The organism is Paraburkholderia phenoliruptrix, assembly GCF_902859825.1.
Lineage (GTDB): Bacteria > Pseudomonadota > Gammaproteobacteria > Burkholderiales > Burkholderiaceae > Paraburkholderia > Paraburkholderia phenoliruptrix.
Genome location: NZ_CADIKB010000062.1, coordinates 1 through 22,021, shown reverse-complemented (window position 1 = coordinate 22,021; position 22,021 = coordinate 1). Strand labels below are relative to the sequence as shown.

General features: G+C 61.9%; 18 protein-coding genes and 4 pseudogenes. 11 read left to right on the top strand and 11 right to left on the bottom strand.

Annotated features, from left to right (window positions below; genetic code table 11):
* Both HV711_RS31370 and HV711_RS31365 read right to left on the bottom strand, forming a co-directional pair.
* A pseudogene (locus HV711_RS31370) lies at positions 1-329 on the bottom strand (sensor histidine kinase); the annotation flags it as partial.
* Positions 330-569: 240 nt separating this feature from the next.
* Positions 570-773 (bottom strand): annotated as a pseudogene (locus HV711_RS31365) (PRC-barrel domain-containing protein); the annotation flags it as partial.
* 210 nt (positions 774-983) lie between these two features.
* Between HV711_RS31365 and HV711_RS31360 the strand changes: the two are divergent.
* Positions 984-1,421, top strand: coding sequence for a response regulator (locus HV711_RS31360; protein ID WP_051224256.1), 438 nt, complete (start codon positions 984-986; stop codon positions 1,419-1,421).
* A gap of 262 nt (positions 1,422-1,683) precedes the next feature.
* Positions 1,684-2,337 (top strand): annotated as a pseudogene (locus HV711_RS31355) (DUF3182 family protein); the annotation flags it as partial.
* A gap of 463 nt (positions 2,338-2,800) precedes the next feature.
* On the opposite strand, the gene HV711_RS31350 reads toward HV711_RS31355, so the two are convergent.
* From HV711_RS31350 to HV711_RS31335, 4 genes are all read right to left on the bottom strand, one after another.
* On the bottom strand, positions 2,801-4,075 hold the full coding sequence (locus tag HV711_RS31350) for a haloacid dehalogenase-like hydrolase (RefSeq protein ID WP_035481327.1): 1,275 nt from the start codon (positions 4,073-4,075) through the stop codon (positions 2,801-2,803).
* A gap of 390 nt (positions 4,076-4,465) precedes the next feature.
* The gene (locus HV711_RS31345) at positions 4,466-5,437 is read right to left on the bottom strand and encodes a quinone oxidoreductase family protein (RefSeq protein WP_035481326.1); all 972 of its coding nucleotides are present in this window, start codon (positions 5,435-5,437) and stop codon (positions 4,466-4,468) included.
* Between the two features lie 266 nt (positions 5,438-5,703).
* Positions 5,704-7,011, bottom strand: a complete 1,308-nt coding sequence (locus HV711_RS31340) for a sugar MFS transporter (protein WP_035481324.1) — start codon at positions 7,009-7,011, stop codon at positions 5,704-5,706.
* Between the two features lie 12 nt (positions 7,012-7,023).
* The gene (locus HV711_RS31335) at positions 7,024-7,959 is read right to left on the bottom strand and encodes an NAD(P)-dependent oxidoreductase (RefSeq protein WP_035481323.1); all 936 of its coding nucleotides are present in this window, start codon (positions 7,957-7,959) and stop codon (positions 7,024-7,026) included.
* Positions 7,960-8,256: 297 nt separating this feature from the next.
* Between HV711_RS31335 and HV711_RS31330 the strand changes: the two genes are divergently transcribed.
* The 3 genes from HV711_RS31330 to HV711_RS31320 are packed head-to-tail and all read left to right on the top strand — an operon-like array spanning position 8,257 to position 10,161.
* Positions 8,257-8,808, top strand: coding sequence for a cupin domain-containing protein (locus HV711_RS31330; protein ID WP_013587340.1), 552 nt, complete (start codon positions 8,257-8,259; stop codon positions 8,806-8,808).
* A gap of 46 nt (positions 8,809-8,854) precedes the next feature.
* Entirely contained in the window at positions 8,855-9,805 is a 951-nt protein-coding gene (locus tag HV711_RS31325; RefSeq protein ID WP_082201471.1) for a dioxygenase family protein, read from the top strand.
* Positions 9,802-10,161, top strand: a complete 360-nt coding sequence (locus tag HV711_RS31320; protein WP_051224250.1) for a putative quinol monooxygenase — start codon at positions 9,802-9,804, stop codon at positions 10,159-10,161. The genes HV711_RS31325 and HV711_RS31320 overlap by 4 nt, the downstream gene beginning before the upstream one ends.
* A 42-nt stretch (positions 10,162-10,203) precedes the next feature.
* Here the strand turns inward: HV711_RS31320 and HV711_RS31315 are convergent, their stop codons facing one another.
* From HV711_RS31315 to HV711_RS31305, 4 genes and pseudogenes are all read right to left on the bottom strand, one after another.
* A complete protein-coding gene (locus HV711_RS31315; protein WP_082201470.1) occupies positions 10,204-11,196 on the bottom strand; it encodes a LysR family transcriptional regulator in 993 nt (330 codons plus the stop codon).
* A gap of 109 nt (positions 11,197-11,305) precedes the next feature.
* Positions 11,306-11,455 (bottom strand): annotated as a pseudogene (locus HV711_RS33705) (glutathione S-transferase N-terminal domain-containing protein); the annotation flags it as partial.
* Positions 11,456-11,974, bottom strand: coding sequence for a signal peptidase II (lspA, locus tag HV711_RS31310; protein WP_035481322.1), 519 nt, complete (start codon positions 11,972-11,974; stop codon positions 11,456-11,458).
* A gap of 211 nt (positions 11,975-12,185) precedes the next feature.
* The gene (locus HV711_RS31305; RefSeq protein ID WP_035481320.1) at positions 12,186-12,653 is read right to left on the bottom strand and encodes an NAD(P)/FAD-dependent oxidoreductase; all 468 of its coding nucleotides are present in this window, start codon (positions 12,651-12,653) and stop codon (positions 12,186-12,188) included.
* A 315-nt stretch (positions 12,654-12,968) separates the two neighbouring features.
* Between HV711_RS31305 and HV711_RS31300 the strand changes: the two genes are divergently transcribed.
* The 4 genes from HV711_RS31300 to HV711_RS31285 are packed head-to-tail and all read left to right on the top strand — an operon-like array spanning position 12,969 to position 16,722.
* On the top strand, positions 12,969-13,598 hold the full coding sequence (locus HV711_RS31300; protein ID WP_035481319.1) for a helix-turn-helix transcriptional regulator: 630 nt from the start codon (positions 12,969-12,971) through the stop codon (positions 13,596-13,598).
* Entirely contained in the window at positions 13,588-14,559 is a 972-nt protein-coding gene (locus HV711_RS31295; RefSeq protein WP_035481317.1) for an ornithine cyclodeaminase family protein, read from the top strand. Before HV711_RS31300 ends, HV711_RS31295 begins: the two co-directional genes overlap by 11 nt.
* 51 nt (positions 14,560-14,610) lie before the next feature.
* Entirely contained in the window at positions 14,611-15,780 is a 1,170-nt protein-coding gene (locus HV711_RS31290; protein ID WP_035481316.1) for a threonine synthase, read from the top strand.
* Between the two features lie 12 nt (positions 15,781-15,792).
* Positions 15,793-16,722, top strand: coding sequence for an asparaginase domain-containing protein (locus HV711_RS31285; RefSeq protein ID WP_035481314.1), 930 nt, complete (start codon positions 15,793-15,795; stop codon positions 16,720-16,722).
* Positions 16,723-16,928: 206 nt separating this feature from the next.
* Here HV711_RS31285 and HV711_RS31280 read toward each other — a convergent pair whose 3' ends face one another.
* Positions 16,929-18,074 (bottom strand): branched-chain amino acid ABC transporter substrate-binding protein, encoded by a 1,146-nt coding sequence (locus HV711_RS31280; RefSeq protein WP_028362935.1) that lies wholly within the window; start codon positions 18,072-18,074, stop codon positions 16,929-16,931.
* A gap of 418 nt (positions 18,075-18,492) precedes the next feature.
* On the opposite strand from HV711_RS31280, the gene HV711_RS31275 reads away from it, so the two are divergent.
* Both HV711_RS31275 and HV711_RS31270 read left to right on the top strand, forming a co-directional pair.
* Positions 18,493-19,350 carry an MBL fold metallo-hydrolase gene (locus tag HV711_RS31275; protein WP_035481313.1) on the top strand — a complete coding sequence of 286 codons (858 nt, stop codon included), beginning with the start codon at positions 18,493-18,495 and terminating at the stop codon, positions 19,348-19,350.
* Between the two features lie 122 nt (positions 19,351-19,472).
* Positions 19,473-21,284 carry a chloride channel protein gene (locus HV711_RS31270; RefSeq protein WP_035481310.1) on the top strand — a complete coding sequence of 604 codons (1,812 nt, stop codon included), beginning with the start codon at positions 19,473-19,475 and terminating at the stop codon, positions 21,282-21,284.
* The last annotated feature ends 737 nt before the right edge of the window (positions 21,285-22,021 follow it).

Genomic DNA, 22,021 nt, shown 5'->3' with positions numbered 1-22,021 from the left:
CCACAGGCGCAGCACGCTTGCACGCAGTGCCCGATACTCGGCGGCGAGCTGGTTGATGTTGAAGCCAGCCCGCGCCCTGAGCAGCGCATGGGTTTGCGCCGCCGTCTCGGTAGCCTCGATGACGACGGGCGCGCGCCCCATCGACTTCTCGCGTTGAGCCTGTCGGGTTTGCGACGTCTGCAAGTCTTTTACGACCGCCTGCAGAATCTGTTGCGCATGATCCCGTAATCCAGTCGGTTGCAGGTTGCCGGCAGAAGCGTGCCTGCGAACGCCTCCCACTGTGCCAGGATCAGCTCCATGTCTTGCGAAATAAAGTCTGCAAGTCTCATCGGCGGTCTCCACTTTTTGCGCTTAATGTTACCCGCAAAACGGCGACAGACCTTTCCTGAAAAAAACAAGGTGTAAATCGGGGCCGGGGTGCAAATTGACGGGCTGTACGACACAGAGTGCGGACGGGCCTCTGCGGTCACGGGGGCGGTGACGGCGCCCACTGGCACGACAAAATTCTTCACAGCCTCGGCCTAAGCCCGGCAACGGACCTGATTTAGGGCCGGGCGCTATCCGCTGCTCCTGCCGCTGCGCACGTCGAGCATGATGTCGGAGATCTTGCCGACGCCCTCACCGTCCGACGAAATCACCTGGGTGTCGTCAAGCGACGCCGCCGCCATGAGGTCCGGCCCCGGGCCTGCCCCGGTGCCCGTGCCGGGGATGTCGGCACCGCCGGTGCCCCACGCACTGCCTTGCGGGTCGAATCTGTCATGATGTTCTCCCACGTAAGGACGATACGTGGCAGACGTGCAATGCACATGCCAGCCCTCATCCCGCGCGTCGGGGGCTGCAGGACATGCTGCGGCTCTGGCAGGAGCAAAACGACGGGCGCATGCACGAACGCTGTCACGCGCGCGCACCGGTGGAACCGATAGCGCGGGCTCCAGGTATGGGGCTTGCGAAAATCGTTGCAGGACCTTTCCCGATGTCGCGCCATGTCTACCGTACTTCTCGTCGACGACGATCCTGAGAACCGATGGGCGCTCCAACTTGCGCTGGAAAGTCGCGGGCATCGCGTCGTGCTCGCCGGGAACGGGTGCGACGCACTGCAGAAGGCCCACGCGCATTTTCCGGAACTGGTTATCACCGATTTCGAAATGCCGGAAATGGACGGGAGGGAGCTTTGCCGACGCCTGAAATGGGGGGGGCCATTTCCCGACGTTCCGGTGGTGCTGCTCTCGGCTATTCCGGAACCGGAGGAAGGCACTCGCTGCTGGACAGTGTTCCTCCGGAAGCCAGCCCCGATCGAGATATTGCTTGATACCGTCGACAAATTCATTGCGGCGCGCCTGACTTGTGCGCCGGCGCGACGCGACCTGGAGTACCCGACCGCGGCGCGCTGGCAAGCCATCGACTCCCGATGCTGGCCGTGAGGCGTTTTCCCGGGAGCAACTTCAGGGCGTAGCAGAAGCGATGCAGTGCTCTGGAGCCCCTGCGCTAGCAGGGGCTGCGGCTCGTGACATCGGCTACGGCGCCACGGACGGTGTGGACCATCCGATAACTGCAGAGACACGGGCGCCGGTTGACGGGCTAACGGAAGGCACAGCTTTTGCTCACTGCAAAAAGACGGCCTTGCCCGTCCACGTGAGCCCCAACCCCATACGTCGGCCGTGCGACGGCGCAAAGGAGCACGAAGTGGAGCCATCGGCGCTTTCGCCCGCTGCGATACCACCGCTTCCCGTTGTCCTGGTGCATTTGGAGGAATGCAGTACAGCGCGGGCTGGTCACGAGGTAGGCACGCTCCGGGAACTCGCCCGGCAGATCGCGGAAGTGAAAGGCACGCGGGTTACGGGCGAGTTCGACCCGACGCTTACTGATGCTGCCCATCGTTGCCTGGTTCCGGACCACACGCTAACGCTCACTGAAGCGCATAGGCTCGGCTTGCGTTCGGTTTGCGATCTGTTCGGCGGGGTGGTGCCGTTCCCGTTCGTCGCGACAAAGCTGATTGCACACCCGTTGACCGAAGACGCGCGGCTGGCACCGCCAGGCTGGTCGAGGGCGTTCGGCGAGCACACTGCCTCGCTGGTTCTGCCGGGCTACTCAGCCTTTTCGCACGATGACGCCTGCAACGCGGCTCGCCGGCTCTGGCGGGATGGGCCCGCACGAATCAAGCGGCCATCGGGAATTGGCGGAGCGGGCCAGTTGCTGGTCGGGAATAGGGATGAACTGGAAACGGAGCTTGCCGCGCTCGGCGAGCAGGCGTTGCGAACGGAAGGCATCGTCGTGGAGCGCAATCTCGATCCGATTGAAACGCTGAGCGTCGGCCAGGTCACGCTTGACGAACAGATTGGCAGGGACAGAGAAAAACACAGTCTCCGTTTCGTCCCAGCGCGTGTCGATGCCTCTGCGATGCACCCACGCAATCTGCCGTGCAATGTAGGGCCCGAGACGTTCTACCACATCCCATCGCGAATGGCCGCGAGCCGGCGGGTTACTTTCGCATGGCAGCTTGATAGCGGTGTCTGCTACGGCTGACGACCTGCCGGAAGAGCCAGGCGAGCCAACGGCCGCTCGTCCTGCAAGCAGCCATCGCAAGCGCTCAGCAATGACCGGCAGTTGTGGGTCGGATTTTGCCTGCGAGCGTCCCATGCCTGCGAACAAACGACGGCTGGGTCGAATCTCACGAGTCCTTCGCCATTATCCGGTTAGACTGGGGACTTCCACCCCTAATCTATTGCGCGCGTTCGGCGCATCAGGAAAAAACCCGCCCCACGGCGGGTTTCTCCTCAACACCCAAGCAGACTGCAGCGAATCACGCCAGCAGCTTCCGCTCCGTCTTCCCGTACTTCACCGACTTTTCATCCGGAATCATCAGCCCGGTGTGCTCGTCCCGCCCCTGCAGAATGAAGCGCGCGTTCGGGTTGCCAAGTTGTTCGGCCGCGAGCTTGCTATCTGCGCCGATCTCGCCCTTCTTCATGCGGTTCACGATCACGCCAGCCGCCGTGTCCTTGAAGTCGCGCAGCATCCACGCGTCGCCGTCGCTGTCGCCGAACACGAGCAGCGGGCCGTAGCCCTTTTTCGACTCCAGTTCGCCGCGAATGCCCACGGTCTTGCCCGGACCGTAGTTGAAGTGCCAGCCGCTCTTGTAGTCGCTCGTGTATTTGCCGTCCTTCATCTCCAGGCGCATGCCGATGACGTTTTCCGGGGGCACGCCGTAGCCATAGTTCGGATGGCCGGCAAACACGCGCACGACATCGTCGAGCGACGCGGTGCTGACATACACGTCGATGCCGTTCGCACGCAGCGTATGCATCAACGCGCGAATTTCTTCGTGAATGCGGATGCCGTGGAAATGCTTGTCCGACACGACGCCAGCCTTGCCCGGCAGCGTATGCGGGCTTTCATACGCGACCTTGCGCAGCGCATCGCCGATCCCGTGGTCGTTCGACGCCGCCGCCATCGCCTGCATCTCGACGGGCGTCATGTTCCTGTAGAAGTAGATGATCCACTTGTAACCGACTTCGAGCGGATGCGTATCGCAAATCGCGCCGTACATGAAGTACAGCTTCGCGCGGAAATCCTTGAACTGGTCGGTCTCCTGGATCGCTTCGAGGCTCTTGTCTCCGGCGAGGCCCTTGTAGTTCGCATACAGCCAGCGGTAGTCGGATTCGACGTCGGCGGCGAGATCCTCCATCGTCACCGGTTTGCCTTCCACCGTCGTGTAGTCTTTCATGAACGGGCCCATAGGCACGTCCTTCCACATCACCTGAACGAATTCATCCGGCGTCATTTTGTACTGCAGATGATTGATCTGGTACATCAGCAACGCTTCTTCACAGTCGTTCATGATGCACGTGTTGTCCCAATCGAACACCGCGTAAGGACGACGATTCGGGTTGTATTGCCTGCTTTTCACGCCGTGCTGGTCGAGCACCGACTGCAGACGCGCCGCGTTCAGCGGCGACCAGCGGCCAGGGTCGAGCGAGTCGGCCGTCGGCTTCCTGGCTTCGGCCGCACCTGCCTTGGTGACGAGCGAACCGGTCGCAGTGGCGACGGCAAGGGTGTTCAGAAACTGGCGGCGTTGCATGGTCTCTCTCCGTTGATATGGCGGCCCTGATTCCATCTGGGTTGCGGTCGGCCGCTGCGCACAACGGCCGGCTTTCGTTCTCATGCCCCCGCCGCCGGACGGGGCGTTGGAGCCTCGGGGCGAGTGGATGGCCCTCTGAAAAATATGACGGAAATATGACGACGACCCAGCGCCTTGCGACGGTAAGCTGTCCAGGAACGACATGCGCAGGGATGCGCCGCCGCTTAACGCCTCTTTCCCGCAGTGCCCAACACGCGCTTCCGGTGGCTAGGCCCGATGTTCAGGGCATTGACCATTTACCTGGACAGCAGTCGAACTGCCCGCTTAGCTTCCTTCGTTTGAAGCGAGACGTGCGCCGCCCTAGCGATACTGTCAGGGCGGTCGCTGGGATCATCGATAAGTCCCTGTTGCGACTGTTGCCGGGTTCGGCACATAGACGATGCGTTGCCCCCCTCCGGCCCAGGTGGTCGAAACGTCAGAAAGTGGGACCGCGCGGTAGTCCAGCGACAGTCTCGCCTTTGCGGCGGCCTGCAAAACACCATCTATGGCGCCGACAAGGCCGTGCACACTCACGCTGCCGAGGCCGCTTCCCATGATCTGGATAGCGGAGGACCGCAATGCAGAAGCGGGCAACGCGACCTCGCTTCCAGCGGCGGAACCGACCTGGACAAACCGGAGCGGTAGTCCCGAAGGACCGGCCTTCGCGGCCGCAACAAGAATTGAGCGCGCGCTGGCTCCCCACAGATAGTCGAGCACCACGTGAACCCCGCTCGAAAAGTGCTGGTGCAGCGCGGCCTCGAATGCTTCCCGGTCTTCGCCAAGAGGAACCTCTGCGTCCGCGCCGACGGTGCGAAGTACCGCTTCATTACGGCCCGTCGCTATCACGCGTGCCGCGCCGAGATGTCGCGCGACCCAGACCGCAAGCTTTCCGGCTACGCCAGTCGCGCCGTTTATCAGGACTGTCTCGCCGTCGATCAGCCTCGCGCGTTGAGTCAGCGCTGCCCAGGACGACATGCCCGGGTTGGCGAGCACCGCAGCAGTGCTGTCTTCCAGGTCCTCTGGCAGCGGGAGCCACTGTCCATTCTTGACGACCGTTCGATCAGCCATCGCGCCAAACGGCGAGCGCGGCAGCAGGAAGTAAACCCGTCTTCCGTCATCGAGCCGCCCAACGCCATCGACCCCCACAACAAACGGATACTGTCCGGTTGCGCTGTAATGATGGCCGGCGGCACGGCCACGGGCGAGCTGACTCAACGCGGATGCTGTTACATGGACAATGACTTCGCCCGGCTCCGCCACCGGCTCAGCAAAATCGTCATAAACCGGCAGGTGGCCGGGTTTCAAAGCAATTGCAGCTTTCATCTTCACCCTTAGAAGTAATACGTCGCTTCGATTGCCCGAGCGATGGCGGGCATCGTCATGCCGCTGTGATGGAATGGACGCGGCGGCGCTCTCAGTCGAGGCTGAACTGTGTAGCGGAAAGACGCGTGTTGATGGACAGCGTCCCCTCGCGCAGCTCCCATAGTTTGAGTTGGTAACGGCGCATGAACTTCAGCCTCAAGCTCTGACATGGTGAATTCCTTCAGTGTTGACTGCATGAGAATAAAACGCGTGTTCTGGCGGGGCGTTTATTCGAGCGATGACGTCGAGTTGTGCCGACTCGCTCGGCGGTCAGCGGCACGGGTCGACAGCGCGAAACCCAGCACAATGGCGAAGCAGACCACCGGCACCCAGTACGCTGTGCCCGTCGTAAAGCGGTCGGCGATTGCGCCCATCACCAACGGCGCGACAGCGCCACCGACCAGCGCCATCACGTGGAATGAGCCGGCGCGCCGCGTACGTGCGCCGAGCCCGCTGATGCCCAGCGCGAAGATGGTCGGAAACATGATGGACTCGAAGAAAAACACGGCGGTCAGTGCGACCACCGCAACTGGGCCCCTGGCCACGCAGGCGGCGATGCAAAGCACGAGCGAGGCAACCGCGTATGCCGCCAGCATCGCGGCGGCATCGAAGCGATGCATCAACGCTGTCGAAAGAAAGCGGCCGCCCGTGAACGCGATCATCGCCCCGGACAGGATGAACGCCGCCTGGCTTACCGGCAACGCTGCCCAGTGTTCCGTGGCGAAATTGATGAAGAATGCCGCGATACCCACCTGAGCCGAGAAGTAGAAAAATTGCGCGACGACGCTGAACACGAAGCGCCGCTCGCGACGCAGCGGCAACGCTTCATTCGCGTCTGCTACCGGGAGCGGCGCATCCTGGCCCGGCTCCGGCAACGCAACGCGCCAGAATGCGAACGCAAGCGGCAGTACGACGGTTGCGATCACGATATACGTCGCTCTCACTGAAGCCACGTTGGATGCCGCGGTAGCTGCCGCATTCGCGACTTCCGCGCCAGGCCGGAAGAAGAACAGACCACCTATCAGGGGGCCCGCGAACGCGCCGAAACCGGTGAACGCCTGGGCAAGGTTAAGTCGGAGCGCGCCGCCATCAGGCGGCCCGAGCAAGGTCACGTAAGAATTGGCCGCGCTCTCCAGGCACGCCGCACCGCATGCGAGCACAAACAGCGCCATCAGGAACGGATAGAAGCGATGCTGTGACGTCGCAGGAGCAAACAGCAGCGCGCCAAGCGCGAAGGTCGCGAGTCCGAGCAGGATGCCGCGCTTGTAGCCGTAGCGATTGACGAACAGTCCGGACGGAATCGCGACGAGGAAGTAGGCGCCGAAATAGCAGGTCTGAAGCAACGCGGACTGCAAGCGCGTGACGTGGAGCGTCTGCTGGAAATGTTTGTTCAGCACATCGAGCAGACCGTAGGTGAGCCCCCACGCGAAGAAGAGACTGACGACCAGCGCGAGGGCAATGCGGTAGCGCACGGCGTCATCGCGTGAAGTTCTGGTCGCTGCGCCATCCATGACGGAGGAAGTGGAAGTGGGCATGTCGCACCTCGCTCATGCATTGCGCGGCGCACGCGCGGAGCGCAACGCGAGCTTGATCGTCGCGGCATAGTCCTCGCTGCCAAGGCCGAACGCCGATGCGTGATCGAGCGCCTGCGAGACCACCGACGTGATCGGCAGTGCCAGATGTGCATCTGCGCCCGCCTGCAGAATCAGGCCAACGTCCTTGCGCATCTGTTCCACCGTGAAGGTCGGAGAGAAGTCGTGCGCGACGAGCTGCTGCGCCTTGGCCTTGATGATGGGGGAGGCCACCGCACTTTCGCACAGCACCTGCCACATGTCGCGCCAGTCGAGGCCGCCCTGCTCGCCGATCGCAAGCGCTTCGCCCAGCATGCCGACGGTATTGGCGACCATCGAATTGATGACCAGCTTCATTGTGCGTGCCTCTTCCGCTCCGCCAACGTAGAACTGTGATGGTCCGAGCAGCCGCAGCAACGGCAAGATACGGCGATACTGCTCGAGCGGACCGGATGCAATCGCAGTCAACTGCGCATGTTCGGCCATCCGTGCATTGCCCGACACGGTCACGCGCAAATAGTCGACCCCCGCTTCCCCGAACACACGCGCAACGCGAGCCGAGGCCTTCGTCGACACGGTGCTGGTATCGACATATAACTGCCCCGGACGCGCACGCGCGGCAAGTTCCCACGCTACCGCTTCAAAAGCGGCGTCATGCGGAAGCGACGTGATCAGGATTGCGGCCGCATCGGCAATCGCATCCAGCGTGTCGAGCACAGACAGGCCGGCAGCCCGGGCCAGCGACGCCCGCTCGCTGCTTGCATCGAATGCGGATACGCGGTGGCCGTGCCGGTGCAGGCGCTGCGCCATCGGCAGGCCCATCTTGCCGACACCCACGAAGCCGATGTCGAAGAGATCGTGATCTGCTGAACGGGTATCGCGTTCGGCGCAGGCGCAAGTTGTGTCGTCCATGAATGTCTCCCGGTTGTAGTCGAGTCCGCTGGCGAGCGGGTCGAGCGCCGACGGTCTGAACCGATCGTAATGGGCGGCCAGCGCGCCCGTCCAACACCGAATGTTTCTGGACTTGATGCCGGTTTGTTATCGAAGCTGTGCTGCCGGCATGTGCTGAACACCTGCCGTCGATGCCGGAAAGTTATTGAGCCTTTAAAAAAATGGTGTTGGATTTCGCGCAGCGGGCTCCTTACGCTTCGTCTGGTGAGCCGCAACACATGCAGGTCACGCCCGATACCTCTATGGAGAACACAGACTATGGATATCACACCGCAGCAGATGGAAGCCACGCGGGTCGCGCGCTGGGGCAAGGTCGAACCGTACGGCGAGACTTTCATCGAAAGCAGGCTGCCTGGATTCACAAAGCGCCTGTACAAGATCATCAACCGCGGTGTGCTCGAGAACAAGGGCGTGCAGCCGGCTATCCAGGGCGCGCATCGCTTCGGCGTCACCTTGATCGAAGTGCCGGTCGGCCAGGGTGCGAACCTGCACTCGCACAAGACCGAAGAAGTATTCTTTCCGCTCAATGGCAAGATGATCGTGATCTGGGGCGATCAGGGCGAACACCAGATCGAACTGAACCAGTGGGACTGCATCTCGATGCCGACCGGCGTCATGCGCGGCTTTCGCAATCCCAACGACCATGCGCTCGTGATCTATTCGGTGGTTGGCGGCACCGATGAGGAAGTGGGTCGGATCGAGTGGCATCCCGACGTGCTGAAGGCGGCCGAGGGCACCGGCCTGCAATATGATGAAACGGGCTATCTGAAGAACGAAGCGCAAGGTGCCGACCGCCAGGTCGCTTCATAAGAGCAGATCCAGCGGCAATTAACTTACGCAGGAGGCGAAGCACCTAATGAACGAATCCGCTCGCGTAGCAGCAGTGCCACCCACGCTGCCCGAAGCCGACACAGGCTTCGAACCGGGAGACGGCCACGAAGCGCTCGCAGCAACGCCCGAGGCTTTGCTTCAGGCCGTGCTCGCTGCGAACCGCCGAACGACGAACCCTCGCCTCAGGCAGATTCTCGATGCGCTGCTTCGTCATCTGCATGCGTTTGCGTTGGAAGTCGGACTTAGCTATCAGGAACTGGAAGTCGGGCTCGACTTCCTCGTGCGTATCGGCAAGGCGACCGGCCCCGAAAAACATGAAGGCATTCTGCTCGCGGACATTCTCGGGTTGGCCACGCTGGTCGGCCTTATCGATGCGAAGCAGGCGCTGGCCGCAGGCGGCACGGAGCCCGCGCTGATCGGTCCGTTCTGGCGCGCGGCTCAGCCGTTGCGCGAGAACGGCGCGCATATCGCCGAAGAGGGTACGCCGGGCGAGCGGCTCTTCGTGAATGGCCGCGTCCTGTCGCTCGACGGCAAACCAATCGCCAATGCGCGCGTGGAAACCTGGCAGGCTTCGCCGGGCGGACTTTACGAGAACCAGGATCCGGACCAGGTAGACATGAATCTGCGCGGCCGCTTCGAGACCGACGCAGACGGCCGCTTCTCGTTTCGCAGTGTGCGGCCCTCGGGCTATGCGGTGCCCGTGGACGGTCCGTGCGGCGAACTGCTCCACGCACAGCGGCGCGCGATCATGCGGCCCGCGCATCTTCACTTCATCGTGATGGCCGACGGCTACAAGACGCTCGCCACGCAGATCTTCGATGCAGAAGATCCGAATGCGTACCGCGACGTCGTATTCGGTGCGGTCGGCTCGCTGCTGCATCGGTTCGAACGGCAGCCCGACGACAGCTTCCGGCTCGACCTCGACCTGAAGCTCGAACCCGGCACGATGCGCGTGCCCATGTGTCCGCTGCCATGACACCATCGTCCGCTGCCAGGGCGCGAGCGGAACGCCCTTCGACGACGGATGCGCCGCTGGTTATTCTCGCGACGTTCGTACCGAAGCCAGGTCATGAAGAGGCCGTCCGGCACGCGCTGCAAGCGGTGCTCGCGGCCACTCGCCGCGAGCCGGGGTGCCTGCGCTTCGACCTGTATGTGAGCTTCGAACCGGTCACGACCTTCCGGCTGTTCGAGATTTTCAAAACTCAGCAAGCAATCGATGCGCATCGCGACACCGATCACTACCGCACGTTTCGCGCGGCCGTCATGCCGCTGTTAGCGGCAGCGCCTGTCGTGATGAAGATGGCACCGCTCGACGCGGTTCAATTTCCGTAGCATTTGACGACGCCGACCCGCGCGTGGCTCGCACATTGCGCTTTACTCATCGCGCGTATCCGCCGCAACCACCGTCGGTTCGTGCGCCCGCGCCATCGGCCAGTCGCCGGCGCTGATCATCATCGCTATAAGCGCGCGGATCGTGCTCATCAGCGCGATCGTCGCGCTCGACGGCGGACGCTGCCGAGCGTGGGCGAGAAAGCGCTCAAGTACCAGGCCGTCGATCGGGACCGCGCGCAGCCGCCCGGTGTGAACCTCGCGGCGCACGGCGGACGCAACGTGCACGGTCCAGCCCGCACCGTCCGAAACGAGCTGCGCGGCGACATCGGCCGACTCGACCTCCATCACGTCGTTGAGCACCAGATTTGCATTGGCAGCGCTACGCTCCAGCGCGAGCCGCACGCCGGACTTCTGCAAGCCGGCGAGGATCAATGGTACGTCGCCTAACGCTTCGATACGCAATGACGGCCCCGCGAGCCGCGCATCGCTCGCAGGGCCAATGGCGCACAGCATTTCTGTCAGCACCCGTTCGGCATGAATTTGCGCGGGCGCGGCGATGGGGCCGGTCAGCAGTGCGACGTCGAGCGTGCCGCGTTCAAGCGCGTCGGATAGCGACGGCGAAAAGCTTTCGTTGACGCGCAGCCGCACCTCCGGATAGCGCTCGCGCAGCAAGCGCGTGAGAGGAAGCACGAAGAAGCTGGCAAACGCCGGCGGCAAGCCGAGCGCAACCGTGCCGCGCGGTGTGCCCTGCAGGTCCCTGATGTCGACGCGGATCTGGTCTGCGTAGCGCAGCAGGAAGGTGGCGCGATCGAGAAGCAGCTCGCCTTCGCGCGTGAGCGATGCGCCGCGCGAATGACGTTCGACGAGCTTCACGCCGAGCTCGGCTTCGAGCAGTTGCACCTGCCGGCTAAGTGCCGGCTGGGCAATATGCAGGACGGCCGCGGCGCGCCCGAAGTGCTGGTGAGCGGCAAGCACGGCGAAGTAGCGCAGCTGACGCAGGTCCATCATTTCCCTCGAATGGATCATCGCATCCATGTCCGAAACCGCGTGCGACGGTACGGCTTATCGGCGTATTGTCAGCCCGCGGCTCCGTTGCGGCTCGACCTTTAATAAGCGCGAAGACGACTTCAATATGGTGGCAGACCCGAAATTGGCGCGCCCTCGCTCGATGATTTCGGTCGCGGGGATAAATCGGCGTTTCAGGGAATGTCTCGTCCAGGTACCCGGTGATTGCCGTTGACCCGGATAGCGCGAAATCGCCGTGTACCAACGTAGGTACGCGCTGAGTCAACGTTTAGATCCTCAGGCTGTTGCGGTCCCGCGGCAAAGTGGGTTTGCGTTTCACACTGCTGAGAAGGAGTAGCGCTACGCCGAGCATGATTCCGATGTCCGCGACATTGAATATGCCCGTTCTCAGGCGTCCGATACCCACGTTCAAGAAATCGAAAACGCGGCCATCATAGACACAGCGATCGACGAGATTGCTAAGTCCACCGCCAAGAATGCATGCTATCGCCATGACGTCGACTCGGCCAAGCCTGGATGAGCGCAACAGCCAACCCACCAGGCCGATCAGAATCGCCAAAACACCAAATACGAGAATGGCAGCGCGCATCGCACCAGACATGTGCGCCCCAAGGCTGAGGAACGCGCCATCGTTATAGGTGGGAAGAACCAGGAGACTTCCAGCAAACAGCGACACGACCTCGCCGGGCGACAATATCTGCTTGAACAATGCTTTCGTGAACTGGTCGATAACGATCCAGGCGAGCGCGCAAACCAGCGCAGTGGCAAATCTCTGTTTCGTTGTCATTCGAGCTTCGACCCGTAAACTGGCGGATTACATTGTAGCCACTCTGGAAGTGTCGGCACTAAACGCGGCGATTGTCTCGAATGCCCCGTTGTGGTCGATTGGTGAACGGAGGCGTCATTTGTTTGAGTTCTGAACTTGCCTTCATAGTGTCAGGCGGCAATCGGCCGGGGAGCGGTCACTTGATTCGTTGAAGAATGAGCCGGCGCTTTACTCATCTTGCGCCGCAAAAATGACGGTACTGCCACGCCGCTTGCGTGATCAACTCGTCGTCCGGCCATGGGCCGGCTCCGAATCGGCGGATCGATAGCGGCGTTAGATCGATCGGCGGGGCACCGTCGACGAGCCACTCGGCGAGCATCTCTCCCAGCACCGGGTCAATGGAGAGCCCCGCAACACGTCGCGCCACTTTGAGGCTGCCTGAGCATACCCAGTCCAATGGCTCGCCGGTGTCTTCAGCGAACTGCCTGATCTTTTGCGCCGCGAGTTTGACCAGGTCGATCATCAAATCGCTCTTGCGCAGGCAACTGACCATGCCGGCCGCTCGCGGCGAGGTCTGTGAGCCGATTTCGAGCCGCTCGACCAACGCGACGCTAAGCGCGCGTTTCTTCGCCAGGTGGAAGGCGGTTGCGGCGCCTAGCCCGCCGGAGCCAATGACGATCACATCTGCCGATTCGATCATCGATGCATCTCGCGTTTATCACGCCGGCTGAATCGCCAGGCGAAAGGGCGCTTGACACATGATAGACCTCGAAATCAAGGCGCAGGCGACCGGAAATTAACGGATAGCTAATCAAGAGGCCGTCCGGTACCGAGTCAGGTCAGAGGAATCGATTGGGGCGTGGCGAGCGCATTGTGAGGCATTGACCGGTCCGTCAGACTTGGACAGAGCCTCACCGGGCATCGTCAATAAGCTAGACGGTTTGTTAGGGGTTTGACAAATCTTCCAGTAATAGCCAAACTGCCCAACATGCCAAAGAAAACCACTGGAGCGGACATGGCGAAGAAGACTCCCGAACAGCAGCTACTGCTGGCGCAGATCAAGCAGGTCGCCGAAGGGCTGGCACAGACTTTTGCCCCCTTTACCGAGGTCGTGGTCCATGACCTCCTCGACCCGGAGCACGCGGTGCTGGCGATCCACAACAATCTGTCCGGCCGGGAAGTTGGGCAGCCCGCGACCGAACTCGGGCTTGCGCGCATCATGGACCCGGCCTACGAGCAGATCATCGCCAACTATCCGAACCAGTTCTCCGATGGCCGCCAGGTGAAGAGCACTTCCATCGGCATCAAGGATTCCAAAGGCGACTATATTGCCGCGCTGTGCATGAACGTCGACCTCACGCTGTTCCGGGGGTTTCAGAGCATGCTGAGCAGGTTCATGGCGGTCGGGGGCACCACGCCTGCCAAAGAATCGCTGGATCCTGCCAGCGCCGACCTCATTCGCGCCCGTATCGACGAGTTCGCCGCGCGCATGGCGTCCACACCGCGCTCGCTCAAGCCGGAGGACCGCCGCTCGCTTCTCAAGGAACTCAAGGCGGCTGGCCTCCTCGAGGTCCGTCGCGCGATGGACACCATTGCCGTCCACCTGGGCGTCTCTCGTGCAACGGTGTACAGCGATGCCAAGTGACGCCACGCTCCTTCTCGTCGACAAGCATGTGGTCGAGCAATTGCTCATGCCGGACGACGTCATCGCGGCCGTGCGCGAGGCTTTCGAACTGCACGGACAGCGCGCGGGCCGCGTGTTCCCGGTCGTGCGCGAAAAGCTGAGCACAGGCGGCATCTTCGGTATCAAGTCCGGGGACGTCGGCAGCCAGGACCTGCTGGGATTCAAGGCGGCCGGCTTCTGGCCCATGAACCGGGCGCTCGGCGGCGAAGCGCATCAGGCCACCGTGCTGCTGTTCGATCCTGCTACCGGCCGGCCCATGTGCGTGATCGACGGCAACGCCATCACCACGGCCCGCACGGCTGCGGCAGGCGCCTTGGGGCTTTCGCTGCTGGCGCGCCGGGACAGCACAGTGGCCACGGTCTTCGGCACCGGCATTCAGGCGAAGGCACAGCTCGCGTTTGCGCTCAGAACGCTACCTTCCTTGACGCATGTGAATTACGTCTCGGTGGATCGGGAACCGCAGGCAGAGTTTGAATCTTTGTTTGCCGACGAATGCAAGTTGAAATGCGCCGCCAATGCGGACGAGGCGGTCGCCGAGAGCGACCTCATCATCACCGCGACGACCGGCAGCGGCCCGCTTTTCGATGAAACAGCCCTGCGCGCCGGGACGCATTTGAACTGCGTCGGCTCGGACACCCGGGGCAAGCGTGAGCTTCCGGTGGGCGTGCTCGATCGGGCCCGGATTGTCGTCGACGATCTGGAGCAGGCCCGCGAGCTCGGAGAATTGCAATGGGCGCCGCACGCGCCGTCCATCGAGATGGGCGATCTGGTCACCGGCCGCGCCCAATGGCGGCGTGAACCGACCGATATCAGCGTGTTCGACATGACCGGCCTCGCGCTGCAGGACTTGACCGTCGCTCGATTGATCCACCGCCGCGCCACTCACCTCGGCCTTGGCGTCACCGTGGCCTGGCCCTGGTGAGCGCTGGCGGCGCCTGAACCTGGAGTCGGGACGCTCTTGCAGCGATCCGGTATGCACCAAAGAGGAGTCCGAAACTTGAAATCGCACTATGTCGAGCCGCTCAGCGGCACCACCTATCCTTTAGATACGCCCCGGTGGTGTTCGGACGACCGCAGACCGCTCCTGATCTCGCCGCTGGCGGGAATTTCCCGTGACGACATCGACCGGCACCTTCGTTCGCAATGGCGCTATCGGGCATCGCTTCCAGTCGAGATCGTGTCGCCCATCTCCATGGGGGAAGGCTGCACGCCGCTTGTGCAGAAGGCATGGGGCGAGCACAGGCCGCATTTCAAGCTGGAGTGGTTCAGCCCCACCAGCAGCTTCAAGGATCGCGGCACCACGGTGATGCTGTCGATGTTACGGCAACAAGGCGTCACGTCTGTGCTGGAAGACAGCTCGGGCAACGGCGGAGCGTCGGTGGCCGCATATGGCGCTGCGGGCACAATGCGCGTGAAGATTCTGGCGCCCGCCTATGCGTCGCCCGTAAAGATCGCCCAGATGCGCGCTTATGGGGCGGAGGTGCAACTGGTCGACGGACCTCGACAGGCGTGTGAAGACGAGGCAGTCCGGCAGTCCGCGAGCATTTTCTACGCGAGCCACAATTGGCAGCCGTTTTTCCTCGAAGGGACCAAGTCGGTCGGCTACGAGATCTGGGAGGACCTCAACTTCCAGGCGCCGGACAACATCGTTATGCCTGCAGGCGCGGGCAGCAATATACTCGGCTGCTATCTGGCGTTCTCGGAACTGATGCGCGCGGGCCAGATCAGCAAGATGCCCAGGCTTTTCGTTTGCCAGCCATTGAACTGCTCGCCCATCGATGCCAGCTTTCAGGCCGGCGTCGCGACGCCCGTTGCGCGCGAGGTTCGGAAGACCGTCTCTGAGGGGACGGCCATCGCCCATCCTTTGCGGCTCGCGCAGGTGGTCAACGCTGTCAGAGAGACGGGCGGCACGACTGTCGCTGTGGAAGAAGAGGCAATCGTCGAAGCGCTCAGGCGGATTGCGCGACAGGGACTTCTGCCGGAGCTGACTTCGGCGACTGCGGTCGCAGGATTTGATCGGCTTACTCGAGTCGGGGCGATTCACGCGCGAGAGGAGACGGTTGTCCTCTTGACAGGCACGGGCATCAAAAACGCCGAAGCTATTGCGGATATGTACTCGGACACTCCCAAGGCACTTGTCTAAAGGCTCAATCTGATGAAAATCGGACTCCTGAATTGCGGCGGCACCATCACGGAAAGCTATCGGGCCGATGGGACGATCAAGCGTCTATTGGCGCGCGATCTGATCGCATTGAGCGGTCAGACAGACTGGATCGGATATGACATCGATCCCGTCGATAGCTGCGATCTGAGCTTCGCTTCGCTTTGCCGCGCTCGTGATGTCATGCGGCAAGACAGGGAGAGCGAAGCTTTCGTGATGTGCTGCGGCACCGATGCAATGGAAGATGTCGCCTATGCCGCCGCGCTGCTTTTCGATCGCGACCGGCCTGTCGTTGTGACGGGTGCTGCGATCCCCGGCGGCAACGCCAATGCCGATGGTCCGCGCAATCTGGCGGATTCTGCCAGTGTGGCACGGGTCATGCCGCAGGGCGCGAGCGTCGTTGTTGCCTTCGCGGGGCGGATTTTCGATCCGCTCTCCATCGTCAAGATATGGCCGCAGGCCATTCAGCCCTTCGGACCCGAAACGGCGATCCGCGGCTCCATCGAGGCCGATATCGTCACGCTCAGAGGATCGGGCGTCGTTGATGACAGCTACGCGGAGCTGGATGAAGCCGATCTCGGCGCCCGCGTGGCGATCGTCATGGAGACCTTCGGGTCACTCGACGGCTTTCCGGATATTTCCGGGCTCGACGGTATCGTCGTGGCAGGCAAGGGCGCGGGGGGCTTCTCCGCGCAGTCGGAGGGAGTTCTGAGCGAAGCCGCAGCGCATATCCCTGTCGTGTTGTCGACACGCTGCGCCCATGGTTTCCGGGTCAATCCCGCCGTTGCCAAATATGCCTATGATCGCGCGCACAAGCTCGGCCTTATCACCGCAGGGTACGACGGTCTGAACGCATCCAAGGCACGGATCCGGCTCATCGCGGAGTTGGGTCGTGCCAGTCGCAGCGCAAAGGCGGGGTGCTGATCAGTTGGGCGAATAGTACGGTGTACTAATAGACCTGCATGGAGTAGGCCAAGCGCTAATCTCGATTGCGAAGACGTCTTCTTGGCGAGCGGGCGAAAGAACGCCGCCGGGGACGGCGGCTATTCAATGATTGCGGCAAAGATCCACCGGGTGCGCTGCGGTTCGGGCGCGAGGGCCTGAAGGCTCCCGCGCCCGAACCGCTTCGATCACATCTTCTCGACCTCCAGCAGCGTTCGCTTGCCCTTGACGTACTTGTAAAGAGAGATGGAGCTGTCCTTCAAATCGCCGTGCTCGTCGAACCGGATATTGCCAATCAGCGTGTCGAGATTGGTCGCGGGCATCGCGGCCAGAATGCCCGCGCGCGTGATCGAGTTCGATCGTTTCATGGCATCGACGATCACATAGACGGCGCTGTACGCAACCGGCGAGTAGACCACCGGATCGTGGCCGTACACGGCCTTCAGTTCCTTGCCAAACGCGGCGCTGCCGGACATCGCGGACAGATCGCCGCCCGCGACAGAGCACACCAGGTTGTCGGCGGCGTCGCCGGCCAGTCTGGCCAGGTCGGTCGTGCAGACGCCGTCGCCCGCGAGGATTCTGGCGCGGATTGCCAGTTGCATGGCCTGCTTGGCGAAGGGACCGCCGGTCGCGTCCTCGCCGCCATACATGATGGCGTCGGGGCGTTCGGCCTTGATCTTCGTCAGAATCGCCTTGAAGTCGGTGGCCTTGTCATTGGTCGCGTCGCGCGACAGCACCTGGATGCCTTGGGCTTTGGCGGTCTTCTCGAACTGGTCGGCAAGGCCCTGGCCGTAAGCCGTGGCGTCGTCGACGATCGCGACCGTCTTGACCTTCTGATTCTGCGCGTACTTGGCGAGGGCGGGGCCCTGCTGGGCGTCGGTGCCGATCACGCGAAAGGCGGTCTTATAGCCTTGCAGCGTGTACTGCGGGTTGGTGGAGCCGGGGGTGATCTGGGTGACGCCGTTGTCGCGATAGATTTTGGAGGCGGGGATGGACACGCCGGAGTTCAGGTGGCCGATCACGGCCACGACGCCGTCGTCGACCAGCTTCTGCGCGACATTCGTGCCGGTGCGGGGATCGGCCTGGTCATCCAGCGAATCGACTTCAAGGACCACCTTCTGGCCGCCGATGACCAGATTGCCGGCCTTGTTGATCTGCTGGACGGCGAGCTTGACGCCGTCGGCGGCATCCTGGCCCATGTGGGCGATGTTGCCGGTCAGCGGAGCAGCGCTGCCGATCTTGACCGTCACGTCGGCGCGAGCGGCTTGACCGTAGGCCATGGCGATACAGGCGACAGTCAGCGCGGCGCTGATGGGTTTGAGTTGAAATTTCATAGCTTGAGCCTCTTGTTGAACTGGGTTGCTGTTGAAAAATGCGTGCTGCGTCTCCTATCGAAGTTGTCGGCACTGACGACATCTCGAACGTGAGTATTCGTCAGAGCAGCCCATCAACCGAGGGTGAGCTGATTAGCACTCCGTAGCGTGATGATCCGCAACCTGGCCGCTCTTAGCGGTCCATCTGTTCCGTGGGCCCCGTCGTTCTAGAAAGATTATCTAGAATTAAATAAAATGTATTGTAGGGGTAAACACCTAGTAATGAACTAGGCTTCAGGCAGGGATTCGCGAGCCGGAGGTGGATCGTCACGAAGCCGGACCCTCGGACTTCCTTCATTGACGCGGCGCTGTCTGGGCAGTCCGAAGGTCTATCATCGGAACTGGGGTTTGCCATGCGTTGCCAGCATCGGAGGATCGAATGAAGCCGCTCCGCAATACCGACTCAGCTCCAGGCGAGTGGTACATCGACACCGCGTGCATCAATTGCGGCGCATCGCGTCACGTCGCGCCCGGGCTAATTGCCGAACGGAACGACAAAAGCGTCTTCATTCGACAGCCGGTCACGCCCGAAGAGCAGCTGTCTGCCTGGCGTGCGGTGTTGATATGTCCTACGGCGTCGGTACGCAGCGAAACGAAACAGCCGCGCCCGAGCGCTGCGATCTTTCCGCAGCAAATCACAGCGGATGTATGGCGTTGCGGATTCAACGCCCGGTCGTCGTTTGGCGCGCATTCCTATTTCGTGGCGCGGCCGGACGGCAATCTGCTGATCGACTCACCGCGGTATGCGGCGGAACTCGTGAAATGGTTTGACGCTTCAGGCGGGATTGCGCACATCCTCCTGTCGCATTGTGATGACGTCGCGGACGCAGACAAATACGCACGCCAGTTTGGAGCGCGCGTCTGGATCCACCGCGAAGACAGGTCGGCTGCCCCGTATGCGACGGATCTGCTCAACGACGAATCAACACGGACGATCGCGCGAGGCGTGCGCGCCATTCCGGTACCGGGACACACGCGGGGTAGCGTCGTGTACCTGCTGGAGGATCGTGTGCTCTTCTCGGGGGATTCACTGGCCTGGAGCCCGCGTGAGCAGGACCTCGTCGCGTTCAGGGACGCGTGCTGGTACTCGTGGACCGAACTCACTGAATCGCTCGGCAAGCTGGCCGCGTATCGTTTTGAATGGCTGCTTCCTGGTCATGGCTGGTTCGCGCACTTGCCGGCACACGAGATGACGGCCCGTTTGCTCGCGTTGGTCGCTCGTATGCGCAGTCGTTGAAGTCGCTGGAATGGTGCCCTCCGGCATGAGATGCCTTCAATCCGCTTCTGCGATCTTCATCACACTGTGATATATATAGATCCCACACGCTGTCGACCACCGGCTGACAAGCAAGGGGAATCATGGGCGAGCACAAGGGCGATTTCGCAACAGATGTCCGGCTTCTACGGATCAGTGCCATTGCGGCGGTCGGCGGCGCGTTGAGCACCGTCGCCGCTTATTTTCTGCTGCACCTGATCCGCTTCTTCGCGAATCTGTTTTTCTATCAGACGCTGTCCACGGCGAACCGCTCGCCGTCGGAGAACACGCTTGGGCTAATCGTCGTTGCCGTTCCCGTCATTGGCGGGCTGCTTGTGGGACTGATTGCGCGCTACGGTTCAGAGGAGGTCCGCGGCCACGGCATACCCGAAGCGATCGAAGCAATTCTCTTCGGCAAGAGCAAGATGTCACCGAAGGTCGCGGTCCTCAAGCCGCTCGCCTCGGCCATTGCCATCGGCAGCGGCGGGCCTTTCGGTGCGGAAGGGCCGATCATCATGACGGGCGGAGCGATCGGTTCGCTCATTGCCCAATACTTCCATTTATCCAGTGCCGAAAGAAAGGCGCTTTTAGTGGCGGGAGCCGTGGCCGGCATGACCGCGGTGTTCGGCACGCCCGTAGCGGCTGTCCTGCTCGCCATCGAGCTCCTGCTATTCGAACTGCGGCCTCGCAGCCTGCTGCCGGTCGCCATCGCGTGTGCGGTGGCGGGTTTCACGCGGCCGCTGTTTCTGGGCAGCGGACCTTTGTTTCCGCTGCATACGTTGCCGCTCGGTCCAATGGGTCTCGTGTCGTCGGCCGTTGCAGGCGTGGTGACCGGTGCGTTGTCCTGGGGATTGTCCACCGGGCTCTACAAAGTCGAGGATCTGTTCGGCAAGTTACCGATCCACTGGATGTGGTGGCCGGCATTGGGTGCAATCGCCGTCGGTGTCGGCGGCTACTTTCAGCCCCGCACACTGGGTGTCGGATATGACGTCATCGGAGACCTGCTGCAAAACCACCTTGCCGTGAAGGTCGTGGTTGCGATCGTCCTGGTCAAAGCCATCATCTGGGTGATTGCGCTCGCGTCCGGCACATCCGGTGGCGTACTGGCGCCCTTGCTGATGATGGGCGCAGGCGTGGGTGCCATCGCCGCCCCGTACATGCCGGGCGGCGAGCCCGCGGTGTGGCCGCTCATCTTCATGGCCGCCGCGCTGGGTGGCATGATGCGCGCGCCCGTGATGGCATCCGTGTTTGCATTCGAATTGACGGGCGATGTGAATGCATTGCTGCCGCTGTTGGCGGCCGCCGCCGTCGCCTATGGTTTCACGGTCCTTCTCATGCGTCGCTCGATTCTGACCGAGAAGATTGCTCGCCGCGGTTATCACATCTATCGCGAGTACAGCATCGATCCACTCGAAAGACACTATGTCGAGGAAGTCATGACCCGCGCCATGGTGACAATCGACGCGAAAATGACGGTCGCCGAAGTACTCCGCGACTATTTCGGGGCGAGGCAGAAGTATCGTGCCTATCCGGTTGTCGACTCCGGGATTCTGGTGGGCATGGCAGACCGGACGCTGCTCGACCAGATTCCCCCTGAGAAAGCCGGTGCTCCGCTTGGCACGTTCTTCGGGGAAACGCCGCCTCGCGTCGCGTTACCGGGTGAGACTTGCAGAAGCGTGGCCGCTCGGCTCGCCATCACCGGACTTGACCGTCTCCCTGTGGCCGAAGACGAGAAAACGTACCGCCTGGTCGGCATCGTATCGCGGCACGACCTGCTCAAGCCATCGATGTCGGTGTTCGCTGAAGAGCATGAGCACGAGCAATTCCGCCAGGTGTGGATCCCGCGGAGCACGCGCCTCGCGCCCACCAATAAGCGCAATGATGTGGCGGACAAGCGCGCCGACGTGGGGCGCTGAAAAACGATCGGCAACGGAGAGACAGGTGTCTCATGAGGGGGGAAATATGCCGGCGGCTCGGATCCGTCCAATCAGCGGTGATCCTGCACCCGGCGCTGCGCAAACCGTCAATAAGCAACCCAAGCTCGTCCGGCTGGTCGTCCACTACAAGAAGATGGGCGCCCGCCAAGACGGAATTGAGACGGTGCATCGTATGTGCGGATACCGCGTGGATGGGTTCCCAGTCGCGAGCAATTAAGGTGCAAGCCAAGTCGGTTGACGTTCCGAGAGAGCAATCAAAGCAGCGGAGAGTAGCGGAATCGAATTTCGGTTGAGAGCTCTCCCGTTAGATCCTGCTCGCCGTCACATTCAGTGGGCAGGCACGACGACCATCAAGGACAGCTGTATTGGATCGAGCTTTGGCGGATCCGTAAAGATTTTCCTCTCCAGCAAAGCATTTCGCCCCTTCAGCAAATGCGTGGCCAAATAGCGCTAACTACAATCGCTCGAATCCTTACACTGTGATTCCAAATTCTTTCCCATCAAGAGGCGGGTAAAGATGGCTTTGAGTGTGGCGATGTGAGGCGCAGACACGGCCTGTGAGCTAAAGTCGGAACTGGTGTACGGGGGAGTTGAGGCGGGCGATTGAAGGCGGTGGAGGTTTCAGCTGAGAATCTGATTGTCGAAGTCGGAAACCAGCAAACAACAAACCATCCACCATGCGCAAGTTTACGGAAAAAGCAGTTGTCGGTCTATCG

Bases quoted from the DNA above. Each gene is read 5' to 3' on its own strand.
- HV711_RS31280 (WP_028362935.1), bottom strand. From the start codon at position 18,074: ATGAAATTTCAACTCAAACCCATCAGCGCCGCGCTGACTGTCGCCTGT.
- HV711_RS31290 (WP_035481316.1), top strand. From the start codon at position 14,611: ATGCACCAAAGAGGAGTCCGAAACTTGAAATCGCACTATGTCGAGCCG.
- HV711_RS31305 (WP_035481320.1), bottom strand. From the start codon at position 12,653: ATGATCGAATCGGCAGATGTGATCGTCATTGGCTCCGGCGGGCTAGGC.
- HV711_RS31320 (WP_051224250.1), top strand. From the start codon at position 9,802: ATGACACCATCGTCCGCTGCCAGGGCGCGAGCGGAACGCCCTTCGACG.
- HV711_RS31300 (WP_035481319.1), top strand. From the start codon at position 12,969: ATGGCGAAGAAGACTCCCGAACAGCAGCTACTGCTGGCGCAGATCAAG.
- HV711_RS31270 (WP_035481310.1), top strand. From the start codon at position 19,473: ATGGGCGAGCACAAGGGCGATTTCGCAACAGATGTCCGGCTTCTACGG.
- HV711_RS31325 (WP_082201471.1), top strand. From the start codon at position 8,855: ATGAACGAATCCGCTCGCGTAGCAGCAGTGCCACCCACGCTGCCCGAA.
- HV711_RS31275 (WP_035481313.1), top strand. From the start codon at position 18,493: ATGAAGCCGCTCCGCAATACCGACTCAGCTCCAGGCGAGTGGTACATC.
- lspA (WP_035481322.1), bottom strand. From the start codon at position 11,974: ATGACAACGAAACAGAGATTTGCCACTGCGCTGGTTTGCGCGCTCGCC.
- HV711_RS31345 (WP_035481326.1), bottom strand. From the start codon at position 5,437: ATGAAAGCTGCAATTGCTTTGAAACCCGGCCACCTGCCGGTTTATGAC.
- HV711_RS31315 (WP_082201470.1), bottom strand. From the start codon at position 11,196: ATGGATGCGATGATCCATTCGAGGGAAATGATGGACCTGCGTCAGCTG.
- HV711_RS31295 (WP_035481317.1), top strand. From the start codon at position 13,588: ATGCCAAGTGACGCCACGCTCCTTCTCGTCGACAAGCATGTGGTCGAG.
- HV711_RS31335 (WP_035481323.1), bottom strand. From the start codon at position 7,959: ATGGACGACACAACTTGCGCCTGCGCCGAACGCGATACCCGTTCAGCA.
- HV711_RS31330 (WP_013587340.1), top strand. From the start codon at position 8,257: ATGGATATCACACCGCAGCAGATGGAAGCCACGCGGGTCGCGCGCTGG.
- HV711_RS31350 (WP_035481327.1), bottom strand. From the start codon at position 4,075: ATGCAACGCCGCCAGTTTCTGAACACCCTTGCCGTCGCCACTGCGACC.
- HV711_RS31360 (WP_051224256.1), top strand. From the start codon at position 984: ATGTCTACCGTACTTCTCGTCGACGACGATCCTGAGAACCGATGGGCG.
- HV711_RS31285 (WP_035481314.1), top strand. From the start codon at position 15,793: ATGAAAATCGGACTCCTGAATTGCGGCGGCACCATCACGGAAAGCTAT.
- HV711_RS31340 (WP_035481324.1), bottom strand. From the start codon at position 7,011: ATGCCCACTTCCACTTCCTCCGTCATGGATGGCGCAGCGACCAGAACT.